We start from the raw sequence: 16325 nt of genomic DNA on the forward strand, positions 1-16325 counted from the left end.
CTAGACTTATGAATTAATCGTATAATATAAGCAACAAAGGAGGTATGAGTCATGAACATATATACAACATATGGGACTTATGGTTACTTAAATCAAATTAGAACTAAAAATACTGAAAGAAATCTGTTTTTATTTTCAACAGACGATTCTTCAGTCATTATTGAAGAAACAGATGACAAATCTATTTTAAAACATCCAACGGTTTATACAACGGTTAAAGCAATTAACGATTTAGATCAAACACATTTTTATTCGGCAATATTTATTCCATCATCTGATGATCATGTACATCAGTTAGAAAAACGTATTGCAAATTTAGAGTTGAATTTTGATAACGTTGCTGGGTTTAAGAGCTATCGCTTTTTAAAACCTGTACAAGGAACAACTTATAAGGTTTATTTTGGCTTCGCTAACCGACAAACATACGAAGACTTTAAAGAAACTGACACGTTTAAGGACTATTTTTCAAAAGATGCCTTAAGACATTATTTCGGTTCGAGCAGTCAACATTCAAGTTATTTCGAAAGATATTTATACCCAATTAAAGATTAGTAAATCAAAAAGTTGCCTTTTAACTAGTAACATTTGAATATGTGCTAGCTAAAGGCAACTTTTATTAATCTTTGAGCAGTGATTCTTGATATTGTAATTTTTTAATTGTACTTCTAATCGTTAACCACCCTACTATAAAGAAAATAAGCGCGAAAAAGAAATACTGCGGATAAATACTAATAAATGTAATTGAAAAAATAAGTCCTATGATTAACATTAGTCGATATAAAAACTTTTCGTACCCTTTTATCACTTCAACATCTGACACTGGCCAAACTTGAGGCCATAATCCATAGGCTTGTTGTGTATAAAATTGGGACATTTGTAATAATGTTATATACATGAATAAACATCCAATAATCACAGAAACGATTGGGAAAGATAACCAAATCATTAATACTAATGCAATTATAATTAAACGCAGAATAATACTAAATGCATCTCTTCCACGAACAAAACTTCGAGTGAAAAGGTAAAGATACATATTTTTCGAATTAAATTTACGACCTTTAGGTGTTGGTAAAAAAACATCTAAATATCTACGTCGAACTGCTGTTTCTTTTAAGTGCTTAACATCTGTGAACATATTTACAAATTTATAGTAATTCGTATGATGTCTCTCTTCTATGCTAATCATTCGCTCCCAAGGATATAAATTTGAATGGTTAGCTTTAGGAAGTAGAAACGTTGCACTTAATAAAATAAGTGTAAGGACGATTCCCCAATACATTTGATAGCCTAGGACTAAGTCAAAGGTTACTAAATTAAATAGAAATAGAATGATACTGATGCTCCAACTTGATTTTCTGATTTGATACCATTGCCATCTCAATTTCAACCCTAGCCAAGGATGGATTAAAGTTAAAATACTAAAAATAATATAAGGTGTTAGTACATGATCATCTAATTTAGAAAATAATGGGAACAAGATAATGAGTAATACGATTTGAATAGCAATTCTATTAAAATAACTATATCGTAAACTCAACTTCATATAGTCCTTCATGTGTGTTTCAAACGGAAGTAAAAATATTCTATCTGCATCTTTCAAAAATGTTCGTATCGGAAAGATAGATGTCAAGGCTAACAATACGCTCGCACACAATGCATAATCAATATCGTTAGGAATATGTTGTAACCATTGACCATATCCTAATATAAACGCTCCTAATAAAATTAAAAGAAACACTGAAAAATGACCATTGAAAATAAACTTATTATAATAGCTTTTTTCTTTTCGAATTGCATCTAATCTCGTTCTAAATAAAGACGTAGCTGATTTATCCATCTGCTTGACCACCTTGTGTGACATGTATATAGATGTCATCAAGTGTGCGACCATGTAAACCAGTTTGTTCGCGAAGTTCCTCTAAATCCCCAAATGCAACCACTTTCCCTTTATCTAAAATGATAAAGCGATCACAATATCGTTCTGCAGTCGCTAAAATATGAGTACTCATCAAAACCGTACGCCCTTCGTTTTTCTTTTCAACCATCAAATCTAACATTGATTGAATCCCTAATGGATCGAGACCTAAAAATGGTTCATCTATAATATATAATTCCGGGTTCACTATGAAAGCACAGATAATCATTACCTTTTGCTTCATTCCTTTAGAGAAGTGGCTTGGGAATACTTTCAACTCATTCTCTAATCGAAAAGTTTTAAGTAATGGACGTGCACGTTTCATTGCTTCTTCTTCACTTATTTGATAAGCCATTGCTGTCATGGCGATATGCTCTTCCAATGTTAATTCTTCATATATGATGGGTGACTCAGGAATATAAGATAACTTCTTGCGATACACTTCGATATCATCGGTAATCTCAGTATTTGAGATAGAAAGTTTACCTTCTGTTGGCGTTAGTAAGCCTAACATATGTTTAATGGTTGTACTCTTACCTGCACCATTTAATCCAATTAAACCAACAATTTCTCCTGCTTTTAATTCAAAATTTATATCTTCAATAACAGGACGTTTTCCGTAACCTCCTGTCAAATGTTCAACTTTGACTGTCATATGGCACCTCCATGACTATCATTGTACCAAAATTAGCTTTTAACTACTAAAATTACAATTACTTCATTAACGAAATTTTTAATGAGTAATGCTATAATAAGCTATAAATACGTAAAAGGAGTGCATTCAAATGGCTGAAACAGTATTTAGTAAAATTTTATCTGGAGAAATTCCAAGCTTCAAAGTTTATGAAGATGAATTTGTTTATGCATTTTTAGATATTTCTCAAGTAACTAAAGGACATACGTTACTTATTCCTAAAAAAGCATCACCTAATATCTTTGAAACAGATGAAGAGACAATGGCACATATTGGTGCAGCCTTACCTAGAGTCGCTAACGCAATTAAAAAAGCCTTCAATCCTGATGGTTTAAATATCATTCAAAACAATGGTGAGTTTGCAGATCAATCTGTATTCCATATTCATTTTCATTTTCTACCACGTTACGAAAATGATATCGACGGCTTCGGCTATCATTGGGAAACGCATGAAAATGAAATCAATGATGAACAAAAACAAGCTATCGCTAATCAAATCAAAGCTCAATTTGAATAATTCTGCATATTGAATGTCATTTTAGGGTAATATACAATTAAAATTAGCTTGTCGACATATGTTTGATATAGAAATAGAAATTGTTATGATTTCACTATTCTATTATTATCCGATAACGACATAACAAGTGAGGAGAATAAAACATGAAAGTATCACGCGTATTATTTGGTATTACTGTGGGAGTGGCATCTGGAATCGCTGTTTCATGGTTAAACCGTGATGATCAAAGTGTAAAAAACAACACAATTGATGCAAAAGAACCTACTGGATCTCGTTCTGAACTAGAACGTGAGATAGCATCACTTAAACGTAATTTTTATAATATTATAGATTATGCGAAACAAGTTAAGAATGATGGTGTCTCTTATGGTAGTGACATTGGTGATGAATTTAAAACACTCATTGGTGATTTTAAATCTGACATTAATCTAAACATTGAAAAACTACAATCCCACATTGAGAACTTACAAAACCGTGGCGAAGAAATAAGTAATACTTTTTCTAAAGATAATAAATAATGTACGAAATTAGAGTGGTGTAAGATTCATTTTGAATTAACACCACTCCTTTTATATTTATAGCAAATTGGACTTGACTGTTTACATTGATAGTTAGATAATACGTAGCGTATATAATTAAGACCTATTAAGAGGTGTCCTTATGTTCCTATGTAAACGTCAAATTGACATTCATGCACGGTTTGGTGTGCCAAGAATCGCATTTTTAAGTTTTACGATTACTATCATCGCGTTTTTAATAAGTTATGAAATCATGTACTATTTTGTGAATACACCTTTATCAGATCGTCATTTTATGATTTTATTAGTATTCGCTGTATTGATGTACCCTATTCATAAATCAATCCACTTGCTCTTTTTCTTGCCTTGTATGAATTCATTTAGAATTCATAAATTAAATAAGAAGCGGTGGTTACCTTATTTCAACACTTATGTAAGCACGCCAGTCCATAAACTATATTTTTGTATTAACTTGATTTTACCTTTCATATTAATCACTTTTATTTTAATTGTATTAACGATGCATTTCCCACAATATGGCCACTATTTTATGATTTTATTGGCTTTAAATTTTGGCATATCTGTAACGGATTTTTTATATCTTAAAATTATTATTTTTTCAAATGAAGGTCATTTTATAGAGGAACATCAAACAGGTATTAATATTTTAAATAAAGTGCCCTACCAATCATTTCATTAAAACAAACCATATCGAACTTAAAGCATGTCGCATGTTTCAGGTTCGATATTTTTTAATACTTAAGTCCGATTAAATCTCGTACTTTAGCAGTATCTCGCCTATTTCTAATTGGTGATGCTTTCATAATATGTTATAGTAACTTTGTTATTAATGTAAAAGGAGCTATCAACCATGAAAATTATGAATAAATTAATTGTTCCAGTAACTGCAAGTGCTTTACTTTTAGGTGCTTGTGGATCAAATGCAACAGATTCTGAAAGTAATACATTAATCTCTTCCAAAGCTGGAGATGTAAAAGTTAAAGATGTAATGAATAAAATTGGTGATGAACAAATTGCAAGTACATCATTTAGCATTGCATTAAATAAAATTTTAGAAGATAAATACAAGGATAAAGTCGATACAAAAGATATCGATGATGAAATAAAAAAAGAGCAAAAACAGTATGGTGGTAAAGATCAATTTGAAAGCATGCTTAAACAACAAGGTATGACTTTAAATGATTATAAAGAGCAGAAAAAACTTGCTGCATACCAAAAACAATTACTTGCTGATAAAGTTAAAGTGTCTGATAAAGAAATCAAAGATAACACTAAAAAAGCTTCTCACATTTTAATTAAAGTGAAATCAAATAGTGATGATAAAGAAGGTTTATCAGATAAAAAAGCAAAAGAAAAAGCTGAGAAAATTCAAAAAGAAGTTGAAAAAAATCCAGAAAAATTCGGTGAAATTGCTAAGAAAGAATCTATGGACGCTTCAAGTGCCAAGAAAAATGGTTCTTTAGGTTATGTTGTCAAAGGACAAATGGTAAGCAAATTTGAAAAAGCTTTATTCAAATTAAAAGAAGGTCAAGTTTCAGATGTAGTTAAAACCGACTACGGTTACCATATTATTAAAGCTGATAAAGAAAACGACTTTGATAAACAAAAATCTAAATTGAAAGCTAAACTAATAGAACAAAAAGTAAAAAAAAATCCAGAAATTTTAACTGATGCTTATAAAGATTTATTAAAAGAATATGATGTTGATTATAAAGATAGTGATATTAAAAAAGCTGTAGAAAACACTATCCTAAATCCTGATAAACTTAAACAACAACAATCGTCTTCAGATAGTTCTTCATCAGCATCAAGCTTATCTTCATAATTTTCAAAGATACTAATTAAAAATGAAAGCGCAAGTTAGACCACATCATAAAGTCTAGCTTGCGCCTTTTATTTAGTCATAACAATTTATAAAATAAGCGTTTTTACTTTCCATCGTAAATTGACTTTACATAATGGATAAAGTAAAAACGCTTTTTTATTAATCTAATTTTTCTGGATTGTAGAACTGTCGATTTTCCATACCAAAAATACGTTCGGTAAATTGACCTTTATCTGTTTTCTTAAATGCTTTTTCAAACATATTCATCTTCGCGTCAATATTATCAATAAAGAATAATATTTCTGCTTCTTTTAAGTGTGGTAACTTAGGTGAACCAAATTCCATTTTACCATGATGGGCTAAAATCATATGTCGAAGTAACATGACTTCTTCACCATCAATTCCTAGTTCCCTAGCTGCGTCCGCAACTTCATCACTCGCTATCGAAATATGACCTAGTAAATTACCTTCAACCGTATACGTTGTTGCTACAGGTCCACTTAGTTCCCTTACTTTACCTAGATCATGTAAAATAATTGAACTATATAATAAGCTACGATTTAACAATGGATAAATATCACATAATGATTTGGCTATTTCTAACATGGTTAGCACGTGATAACTCAATCCGCTGGCAAAATTGTGATGATGTGAGCTTGCAGCTGGATACGTAAAGAATTTATCTTGGTACTTTTTCAATAGATGACGTGTGATACGCTGTAAGTTTGCATTTTCAATATCTAAAATATAGTGTGAAATGTTCTCTTGGATTTCGTCAGGTGTCAAAGGTGCACCATCTACAAAATCTTGTGTCTTTAAGCCATCTTCAGGTTTAGCTAATCTAAACTGATTGACTTTCATTTGTTTGCGACCTCGATAGTTAATGACATCGCCTTTAACCCAAACAATCGTCTCTGGTTTAAGTATTTGCATATCTTCTTTACTCACTGTCCATAGTTTGGCTTCAATGTCACCACTTTTATCTTGTAAGAATAATGTCATATAATCTTTTCCTTGAGCAGTAACACCTTGTGTAGCTCTATGGATTAAGAAGAAATTATCAACCGAATCTCCTGGATTTAGCTTTTCTACATTTCTCATCGTTTTCCGCCTTCCTCTACTTTATTTAATATGAGCATCTCTTTAGAAGGAATTGCAGTATCTTTCATACAAGTGAAGTACAATACTTGATAGTCTTTAGCTAATTCTCTTAAATAGTTTAACATCATTGATTTTCTTTGTTTATCAAAATGAACAAATGCATCATCTATAATGATTGGGAATGGATAATATGGTCTTAATATCTTAATCAAACTAATTCTAAGTGCAATATATAATAATTCTTTCGTTGATTGACTTAGTTCAAGTGGGTGATACATTTGACCATTATTATGTTTAACCATTATTGTGTCATTTTCGTAGGTAATCAAATTATAATTACCTTGTGTGAGTGATGTGAAAATATTGACAGCTTCATTGATCACTTGTGGTAAACGCTTGTCCTTGATTTGCTTAATATGTTCATTAATAAGTGCTTCTAGATAACTTAAACTTGCCCAATCTTTAGCTAAATCATTCATTCTATTTTTTAAGTTATAGTATTCGTGTCTTAACTTAGATAATGTTTTGTCTGTTTCCATATAATTAATTTGAGCGGTCAAGTCACTGACTTCTGTTTGTTTATCTAAATATTGGTCATTATAGTCATCTACTTGTTTCGCAAGCGTAGCGTCTTCTTCTTCTAATTGCGCAGTTGTCTTTTCGCTTAAATCTGAACTATCTTCATATGAGAAATCTTGGTTCTCAAGATATAATGTTAAATCATTAAATCTAGTCAATTGTTGATGATAAAGTTGATATTGCTCATACGATTGATAGTATGCCTCTTCACTTGAAACTTCGATATAGTTAAATAATGTATCAATTGTATGCTCATTTTCTTCAAGTTGTTCTTTCAATTGTTTTAATTCATTACTTAATAGCTCGATTTGATTTTTAAGTTGTTCTTTTTTCTCTCTTTTACTTTCATAATTAGAAATCCAATTTTTTAAATCCGTAAATAATGAAGCTTTATTGAATGGACTAATTTCATGTTCAGTATATTCATGTGCAGTTTGATAAAATTGATCCAATTTTTGATTTACTTCTTGATGTTGATGCTTTAATTTATTGCGATAACTATCATTTGATTTCAGTTGATTCATTGTTTTGAAGCTATCAAGCAATAAATCATCTGTCATGTTATTCGGCAATTTCAAATTGGCTTTAACTTCATCTAATTGATGCGTAAGCGTATTGATTTGTTCTTCTGTTTTTTGTAGTAAACTTTCTTGATGATTTAATTTATTTGCTAAGACGCTCTTATTATTACTTGCGTTACTCCAACGCTCGCGAAGTTGAAATTGTTGATCTAAATCGAAGTTTAAATCATATTCAGATTCTAAATCATTTATTTGTTGTTCTAAATCATTTATTTCTTCACTAATTGATTCACTATAATCAATTTCCTTCGTTCTTACTAAGAAAATACCAATAATAAAGACTACTGTTAAAATCGCAAAGATAATACCAAATATAAGGTTCTGCGTTACAAATGAGAAAATGGTTAAACCTAATCCGATGACTGAAAGCACTATGAAACTTAGTCTTAACCACCAATTTCTTTGTTGTTTTCTTTCTTTATCGGAATTAAATGTATCTTTGAGTTTGTTATACAGGTTTTCTTTTTCGTGTAATTCGAGTTTTTGTTGATTATATTGCTTTTTCTTATCTAAAGCGTCTTCAGGGACTAATTCTTTTTCTAAATGATCAATTTCTTGTGTCAGTGCATTTTGTTCGATTTGATTTTCATCAATGGATCTTTCGATTTGTTGTTTCAATACGTTCTGTTCATTACGCGCTTTAATCGTTTCGCTAACATAGTTTTTCTTGGCGTCTGATGTGTCAGTATCGTGATGAACTTCTTGCCAACCAATGCTGGATTTCAAATCTACTTCTTGACGTTCATAATCATCGATGTCTTGTTCGAGTGCAGAAGATTTCAGTTCAGCCTGTTGCATTTCATTTTCGTCACGTGTTAAATCATAAATATGTTTAGCAGTAGTTTCATTAGAAACTACAATTGCATTATATTCATGCTCTAATTGCTTTAATTTCTCTTCTCGCAAGCTTATATCTCTAGTTAATGATTGTTTGTAATTTGAAGCTGTTTCATAGCGTTCAATCCCCTTCTCAGGAAAACGCAATGGCTCGATATTTAATCTCTGTTCTAGATCTTTCCATTCTTGGGCTTGCTCATGTATAGCGAGTTGCTTCTGTTTACTTTCATGCATTTTAGATAATTGGTTTAAATTGGCTTTTAAATGTTCCAAATGACGTTGTGACTTATCTCTATCATCTACTAAACGATGATACTCATCCACCTTCGCCTCTTCTTCTCTAATTTGCGCTTCCAACTGTTTCAGTTCCTCAAGTTGTTGATTAAGTATTGGATTTTTACCCGCTTTTTTATACAATGTTGTTTTCTTTTGACTGACCATTTTATTCATCATAGTAAATTCTGATGAACCGAGTGCGCCAGCTTCAAGTAAATAACTTTGTAATTGATCTTCATCTAAATTACGGTGAATATCTTGTAATCCAAGCACATTAAATGAGAAGATACCTTGATATGTTTTTTTAGAAATATAGTTTAATTTTTTCTTGAGCCATGCTTCATCACGAATTAAGCCATTTTCCAAATAAACTTTCACATCACCTGAAACGCTACCTTTAACGCGCTCAACAACAATTTCTGATTGGTCATCTAGAATAAGCGTCAGTTTACCCCCATACTGATTTCCCATACGAGGTTCTAATCGAGGCTCTTTTTCTTTTTTAGAAGGGAAGCCAAATAAAATGGAATGGATGAAAGCTTGAATCGTTGATTTACCCGCTTCATTCTCTCCAAAAATCTCAGTAAATTCACGATTAAATTCAATCTTACGATGTACAAATTGTCCATAACCATAGATTTCTAAAGATTTAATGATCATCACTTTCACCTCTCATATCTGCTTTTAAAATATTTTCAGCACGATTAACCAGTTCAACCTTATCAAAATCAGTATAGTCTTCTAAATATTTAGAAGCTCTAGGATTTAAATACAATTCCGTCATTGCTGCTTCAAATACTTTATTATCTTTGATTAAATCAGCTGAAAATTCCCTGACAAGAGGTGTTTCATCCATTTGGATATAATTAAATGTTAGCGATTCTATCATTACAAAATGGTGTTCATTCTCTTCGTAATCGTCAATCATTTCCTTAATCTGACTAATATCATGAGAAGATAATGGCTTATCACTATCTAAATTAACCGTTAATCTATAAAACGCTTTTCCATTAGAACGAACGCTTTCTTTGAATGATTGAATTGCTTCATAAATCCCTTGTTTAGAAACTTTATCTGTGTTAATTGTTGCTTCTTCAAATCGAATTTGCTGCGTTGGAATAAATGTTGCATTTAATCTTAAATGATCACCCTCAACTAATAAACAACCTTTAGGCCCTTGTTCGCCAAAGTGACGTCCTTGTATGTTACCCGGATAATGTATTGGGGGCATGTCGCTTAATTCTTGTCTTTCATGAATATGACCTAGCGCCCAATAATGATATAATTTCTGATTTAAATCCTCTAAAATAAATTCAGTGTATCGATCTTTAGTTGACGATTTACTGTATGTACCATGCAGCATGCCAATATGGATTCCTTTTTTACCTTGACTCGATGGAAATTCATCAATCTTATTCTCATAACTTGTATCATGTTGATAACTAAAACCATGGATAAAAATGGTTTCTCCATCTTTAGTAATAGCTTGATAAGTTTCTACTCTATTAGAGAATACTGAAACATTATCTGGCCAATCGTTCGTAATTTTTTCAGTTAATGGGTCATGATTACCATGACTTATATACACAAAAATTTGCTCTTTTTCTAATCGTTTAAATTGTTCTTTCAAAAATACTTCAGCACGCAATGTGCGATTCTCACTATCAAATAAATCTCCAACGATGAGAACAAAATCAACTTCTTCTTTCAATGCAGTATCGACAATCTTCTTAAAGCTTTCATACGCACTGTTTTGAACATCTTCAAAAATGGATGGCGCCAAATGACTTTTAGATTTAAAGGGGCTGTCGAGATGCAAATCCGCACAGTGAATAAATTTTATCATTGATATTAGCTCCTTAATAGCATGTTCATATATCTTTATGTATTCCTATATTTTACCATAATTTGATTACTCGGGTCGAAGAACTTATGTATTAAAAAAAGGAGCGGGACAGAATTCTTTTTGAATTCGTCCCACCCCCGCAAGGATGACTAGAACTGAGAAAAGCTTGATTTAAGCGCCTTCTCAGTTCAGTCAGCTACTGCGAATTTGCTAAATAGCATGATTATATTATTTATGTCCCAGACTGCTCAAATGCTAACAATTAGTCAGCATAAATTTCATCTAAAGGTTTAACAATAATTTGGTTAATTTCTTGGAATACTTGGCTCATTTTTTGCTCAGCTTGCATTAATTCAGAAATATTTTCATCTTTTTCAATAGCTTGAGCTTGTTCTTGAGCTTTTGCTAAATCTTCTTCAGGAATTTCTTCACCTTGCATTTGTTTTTGTTGGAAACTTAATTGTGTTTCACGGAATTCATCAAATAATTTTTTTGATTCTTCGTTATCTTTAACTTTAGAAAAAGCGTCTTTAATAGCTTTATACTCATCGCTATCTCTTAATGCTTGTTCTAGTTGATTTGCATAATCATATAAATTTACTGCCATATCTGTTTGCACTCCTTAGTGTAAAGTAATTTTTGACAACTCTTAATAACCATAACATATTATTTATAGTTAGACAAAGATTGCGACTAAACCTTGGAAAAATCCAATGATACCACCTAAAATAAAACCTAATGACATAATCAGTTTTAACTCTTTATTCGCAATTTCAATGATTAATTTTTCAATGTAATCTAAATCGAATGTATTAATTTGATCTTCAACCATTTGGCGTAAATTAATTTTAGTCATAATGGTTGAAAGGTGATTTGATGCCTGTTTAATAATTAAATCAGTCATTGTACTTGCTACCCCAGCTTGAAGATGTTCAATTAACGTTGGTGCTAAATTCTTTAATGGCATATCCACTTTTTGATTTAATTGTAAATTCGTAGTAATTAAGTGCACGACTGACTCAGTAATATGAGTGAATTGCTCTTCCTTTACAACTTGGCTTAAAGGCTGAGATTTAAGTGTTTCATATTCATCTCGAATCACTTTATCAATAATCACTTTAGCTTTTGGATGTCTGGTCAAACGTATTAATTCATGTTGAATTCGATCAGCAATACTTTCTTTAGTCATAAACATTTGTAATAACCCGACGATTTTACCTTTTTCAGTGAAGGAGGTATCTAACATGTCATAGATATCTCTCGCACCTTTATCTGATGAAAGATAATGACGTGCACGTTCTCTAATTAAATCACCCGCTTGTTCTAACTTCTCATCAGCCATGGTGATCACTTCTGCCGGCAATATTTCATTAATTGAGGTATCTTGTTTATCATAATAATACGAATTTAATTTATTTAATACTACGCGATTCATCTTATTATTAATTAGATCATCTATATCAAAATTAAATTGTTGTGCAAACTTTCGGATAGTTGCATCATCTTTTCTTAAATTGGATAGTTGCTTACTTACCAAATCATTGATAGCATCACGCGTTTGAGGTTCGTTTAACTTATGCTTAATAACAGACTCCGTAATTAAATGTTCCTCTATCACTTGCCCTATTTTAGTAGCAATCTCTTCTCTTCTTTTTGGGATCAACCCTGGCGTGAAGGGTACACGCATTTTAAATAGATAGTATGGTTTAAAGGGATGAAATAACATCCTAATCGCAATAACGTTTGTTACGCCACCAATAACAGCCCCTACTACCACCATAAATAGGATAACTAAAAAAGCCTGCATCTTAATTTCTCCTTAAAATTATTGTTACAATATGATGATTATATCACTTTGTAATTGATGATTCCTTTAATTTACACTTCATTTAAATAGATTATGCATTACAGAAAGAAAATTAAAAACGAGCCATGATATCAATATCACAGGCTCGCCTTAAAATTAGCAATCAAATCAAACTCAAGTTAAATTTGAACTTGCTAGTTATTTTAGATTTATAAATAAAAATATTACTCGGAAGTGATTAAATCGATGAAGATTCTTCTATCACTTTCATACTGAATAATAATGATTTAACTATAATTAAACGTGCATTAGTTCTTCTTTCGCATTTCTATTGAAGTATGTTTCAGCTTCTCTTAATTTTGAAGTACCAAAGATTGGTTGTTTTTCAGAATTTAACACTCTATAGATATTACTTACTTTATTACTTTGCAAAATGAAGCCGTTACGCGTTTCAATTGTATTCCAATAAATATCACTTGTTGTTGAATGATTTGGATATGCACAATGATTACGAGAAATAGTTTGTACAATTTCCAAAGGATCACAACCAAATGTATTATTTAGTACATCTGAATCTCTAAATAATGCACAAATTGATACACATGTCGTCCAGTTAGGTAACACACGTTCTTTCTCAATTTGAACTAACGTTTTTTTTGAAAGGCCAATTGTTTGAGCCATTGTATCTTGCGTATAGCCCGCTTCAATACGAACCATTTTAAATTTTGTTTGAATTAAATCTGTGAAACTCTGTCTATCCATATTTTATTCTCTACCTTTCTAATAGGGGTTAATTTATCCGGACACAAGAAATTGCAATAATACACATTTCTTGAAACACAAATTACATCTTAATATATTTTCAATAAAATGAAAAGAGGAATTTTTGTTTTTGTAGACAATTTTATTAATGCCAAAATTATCAAAATAATTAAATTAATCGATTTTCGAACTTATTTGTCATATTTAACCACATTTAGATGGCAATTGAAATCTATGACCCTATACATTTATAAAATACGATTTTATACAAGTCGATTTTCAATTGCATAAATAGCTGCTTGAGTACGATCAGTCACATTTAATTTATTAAAAATATGACTCACGTGTGTTTTAATCGTTTTTTCTGACACGAACAAAGTATTTGCGATTTCTTTATTTGTTTTACCTTTAACCATTTCTGCTAATACTTCTATTTCGCGTTTAGACAGCTTATTAGTGTTATGTGGTTTTGATGAAACTGTATCTAATACACTTTGAGCATCTGGATGAATAATACGTTTGTCATTCAATACGTCATGTATTGTTTCTATCAATTTTTGAGGTTCAACATCTTTCATTTCATATCCATCAGCTCCCTTATTAATTGCTGATATAACATGTTCATCATCCACATAACTCGTTAATACCAACACTTTAATATCTGGATAGTGTTGTTTCACATACTCTGTCACCTCAATACCATTCATTTCAGGCATAACCAAATCTAGTAGTATAATATCTGGTATATCATGTTCATTTAAATAATTAATTAGAGATTGACCATCTGCTAAACTAGCTAATACTTCTAAATCATTTACAGTTGATAATAGAAACTCAAGTCCTTGTCTTACAATATGATGGTCGTCAATTAGTATGACTGTTGCCACAATGATGACTCCTTTCACCTATTTATAAAGGGATACTGAATCGTAATGTTGTTCCTTTATTTAGCTTTGAATCAATTTTAAACTGCCCGTTTAATGCATAGATACGTTGATTTATATTCCTTAAACCCTGTGATGATTTGTTGATTGCTTTATTCATATCGAAACCAACACCATCATCTTCAACAGAAATCATCAACCGCTCTTTTTCTTGTTTTAAAATAATATGTATTGCTTTGGTTTGAGCATGCTTTTTAGTATTGTTGATACATTCTTGTAAAATTCTATAAACGTGTTCTTCTAAGATGTTAGATAAGTCAATCAACCCATCAACATCGATAGTTACATTCATATTTAGAATTTGGGCATATTGCTTTAACGCGTGCACTAATCCATGCTCAAGCCCTACTGGTTTTAGTTGCCAAATTAATGAACGCATTTCATTAACAGCACTTTGACTTGTTTCTTCAATCGTCTTAAAGGCTTTTTTTGCCATTTCATCAGTTGTTATATCATGTGCTGCATGGGCTGTTAATTTTAAAGAAAATAATAGTTGGTTAACTGAGTCATGTAAATCTCTTGCTAAACGATTTCGCTCATTTATTCTAGCTGCCTCTTTTTCTTGATCCGTTAAATATATACGTTTAATGGCAGAACCTATTTGTAATGCTACAGATTCTAATAAAGCTAAATCCTCTTCACTATAATGTGTTGTATAAGGTGATGCAACATTAAGTAACCCATATTGTTCCGTTCCAGACCGTAATGGCACTGTTGCATGATGGGTCACACCTTCTGTTTCTGCTTTATATGTCTGATTCGCTATATTTATTCTAGAACAGTTAATAATATTAGATGCAGTTGTTAAACGACCATGATGGTATGCAGTTACGCACCAACAAGACCCTTCTTTCATATAACGACAATGATTTCTTTTTAATGCACCTGGAAGATCGACATCAGCAACGATTTCATGTTCTCCATCATCATCTATAAAGAATATCCATCCAGTCGTAAAGTTGCTTCCTTTGATTAAATAATTTAGAGCGCCATGCATCATGTCATATAATTCCGTTTCTTCATTGAGATATTCTGCTATCTCTTTTAATAATGCTAAACGTGTCGGTTTTTCCATCAAATCGCTCCAATTACTCAAATTTGCATTAGTATTATTATACAGTGAGATTTAAATTTTTAAAAATATAAAAATATTTAAGTTACATTTCGTTCTACGTAATGGTGATTTTCATATAAATATGTTTAAGTACATCAATAGCAACTGAAGATATGATATGATAAATGCGAATGCTATAGGAGGAAATTATGAAGTTTAAAATACCTGAGAATTATAATCAAAATACATTGAGAGAAATCTTTCAATCATTGAAATTACCTAAAAAAGATTTACACCAATTAAATATGTCAAAAGAAATAATGATTAATCATCAGCCTGCTAAATTAACAGACAAAGTGGTTACTGGTGATGACGTTTTTATCCCTACTCCTGAAGAAAAAAGTAATTATTTACCTAGTTATCGTTATGCACAAATTAGTTATGAAGATGACGATTTAGCGATTGTAATGAAACCTAAAGGTGTTAAGACACACCCGAATGATTTAAAAGAAAGTAATACGCTAATGAATCACGTTATTTACACCCTAGATAGTGATTATGTAGAACCTATCCATCGGTTAGACCGAGAAACAGTTGGTTTACTTATTGTGGCGAAGAACCCTTTGATGAAAAAAATTCTAGATCGTATGTTAGAAGAAAATGAAATTACTAGAATATATAAAGCGAATGTTAAATCTTTGTTACCTATTAAACCTCAAACGATTGATAGTCCTATAGGTAAAGATAAATTCCATCCTAATAAACGTCGAATTTCAAACACTGGTCAACGCGCAATTACACATATACTATCTTCTAAAATGATAAAAGAAGGCGTATGCCAATTAGATATTAAATTAGATACTGGTCGTACGCATCAAATTCGAGTTCATTTAGCTGAAATTGGTCACCCTGTAATTGGAGATCCTTTATATGGCGATTCAACATTACGTCAGTTAGAACTTAATAGTCATAAAATTGAATTTAGACATCCATTAACTCAAGCACTCATCTCTGTTAGCCTAGATGATGAATAAAAAAATGAGAG

16 protein-coding genes are annotated in these 16325 nt (G+C 31.2%); 6 read left to right on the top strand and 10 right to left on the bottom strand.

From position 1 onward, the window contains the following. Window positions 1–51: 51 nt before the first annotated feature. Window positions 52–552, top strand: a complete 501-nt coding sequence (locus KA878_RS01805) for a signal transduction protein TRAP (protein WP_193839178.1) — start codon at window positions 52–54, stop codon at window positions 550–552. Between the two features lie 64 nt (window positions 553–616). Here the strand turns inward: KA878_RS01805 and ecsB are convergent, their stop codons facing one another. Further along, complete coding sequence (gene ecsB, locus KA878_RS01810; protein ID WP_193839177.1) at window positions 617–1840, bottom strand: ABC transporter permease EcsB; 1224 nt, start codon at window positions 1838–1840, stop codon at window positions 617–619. After that, on the bottom strand, window positions 1833–2573 hold the full coding sequence (gene ecsA, locus KA878_RS01815) for an ABC transporter ATP-binding protein EcsA (RefSeq protein WP_053030592.1): 741 nt from the start codon (window positions 2571–2573) through the stop codon (window positions 1833–1835). Before ecsA ends, ecsB begins: the two co-directional genes overlap by 8 nt. Window positions 2574–2703: 130 nt before the next feature. Between ecsA and KA878_RS01820 the strand changes: the two genes are divergently transcribed. The 4 genes from KA878_RS01820 to prsA all read left to right on the top strand — a co-directional run bounded on the left by KA878_RS01820 (window position 2704) and on the right by prsA (window position 5493). After that, window positions 2704–3129, top strand: coding sequence for an HIT family protein (locus KA878_RS01820; RefSeq protein ID WP_075108982.1), 426 nt, complete (start codon window positions 2704–2706; stop codon window positions 3127–3129). A gap of 143 nt (window positions 3130–3272) precedes the next feature. Then, entirely contained in the window at window positions 3273–3647 is a 375-nt protein-coding gene (locus tag KA878_RS01825) for a YtxH domain-containing protein (protein ID WP_193839176.1), read from the top strand. A 142-nt stretch (window positions 3648–3789) separates the two neighbouring features. Beyond that, entirely contained in the window at window positions 3790–4347 is a 558-nt protein-coding gene (locus KA878_RS01830; RefSeq protein ID WP_193839175.1) for a DUF3267 domain-containing protein, read from the top strand. Between the two features lie 171 nt (window positions 4348–4518). Then, window positions 4519–5493 carry a peptidylprolyl isomerase PrsA gene (gene prsA / locus KA878_RS01835; RefSeq protein WP_193839174.1) on the top strand — a complete coding sequence of 325 codons (975 nt, stop codon included), beginning with the start codon at window positions 4519–4521 and terminating at the stop codon, window positions 5491–5493. A gap of 159 nt (window positions 5494–5652) precedes the next feature. On the opposite strand, the gene yhaM is transcribed toward prsA, so the two are convergent. From yhaM to KA878_RS01875, 8 genes are all read right to left on the bottom strand, one after another. After that, on the bottom strand, window positions 5653–6594 hold the full coding sequence (yhaM, locus tag KA878_RS01840; protein WP_075108979.1) for a 3'-5' exoribonuclease YhaM: 942 nt from the start codon (window positions 6592–6594) through the stop codon (window positions 5653–5655). Then, window positions 6591–9527 (bottom strand): AAA family ATPase, encoded by a 2937-nt coding sequence (locus KA878_RS01845; RefSeq protein ID WP_193839173.1) that lies wholly within the window; start codon window positions 9525–9527, stop codon window positions 6591–6593. The genes yhaM and KA878_RS01845 overlap by 4 nt, the downstream gene beginning before the upstream one ends. Beyond that, window positions 9517–10713: a metallophosphoesterase family protein gene (locus KA878_RS01850; RefSeq protein ID WP_075108977.1), complete on the bottom strand. Its 1197-nt coding sequence runs from the start codon at window positions 10711–10713 to the stop codon at window positions 9517–9519. The genes KA878_RS01845 and KA878_RS01850 overlap by 11 nt, the downstream gene beginning before the upstream one ends. A 262-nt stretch (window positions 10714–10975) precedes the next feature. Continuing rightward, entirely contained in the window at window positions 10976–11320 is a 345-nt protein-coding gene (locus tag KA878_RS01855) for a YlbF/YmcA family competence regulator (protein ID WP_011275418.1), read from the bottom strand. A gap of 69 nt (window positions 11321–11389) precedes the next feature. After that, window positions 11390–12520: a DUF445 domain-containing protein gene (locus KA878_RS01860; protein ID WP_210142057.1), complete on the bottom strand. Its 1131-nt coding sequence runs from the start codon at window positions 12518–12520 to the stop codon at window positions 11390–11392. A 297-nt stretch (window positions 12521–12817) separates the two neighbouring features. Further along, entirely contained in the window at window positions 12818–13282 is a 465-nt protein-coding gene (gene xdrA, locus KA878_RS01865) for an XRE family transcriptional regulator XdrA (RefSeq protein WP_053030612.1), read from the bottom strand. 263 nt (window positions 13283–13545) lie between these two features. Continuing rightward, entirely contained in the window at window positions 13546–14169 is a 624-nt protein-coding gene (locus tag KA878_RS01870) for a response regulator (protein ID WP_053030614.1), read from the bottom strand. A gap of 22 nt (window positions 14170–14191) precedes the next feature. Then, window positions 14192–15301 carry a GAF domain-containing sensor histidine kinase gene (locus tag KA878_RS01875; RefSeq protein ID WP_193839171.1) on the bottom strand — a complete coding sequence of 370 codons (1110 nt, stop codon included), beginning with the start codon at window positions 15299–15301 and terminating at the stop codon, window positions 14192–14194. Window positions 15302–15489: 188 nt separating this feature from the next. Here KA878_RS01875 and KA878_RS01880 point away from each other — a divergent pair, with 188 nt between their 5' ends. Further along, window positions 15490–16314, top strand: coding sequence for an RluA family pseudouridine synthase (locus KA878_RS01880; protein WP_210142058.1), 825 nt, complete (start codon window positions 15490–15492; stop codon window positions 16312–16314). Window positions 16315–16325 lie beyond the last annotated feature (11 nt).

It is taken from the genome of Staphylococcus sp. GDY8P57P (assembly GCF_017892585.1).
GTDB lineage: Bacteria > Bacillota > Bacilli > Staphylococcales > Staphylococcaceae > Staphylococcus > Staphylococcus borealis.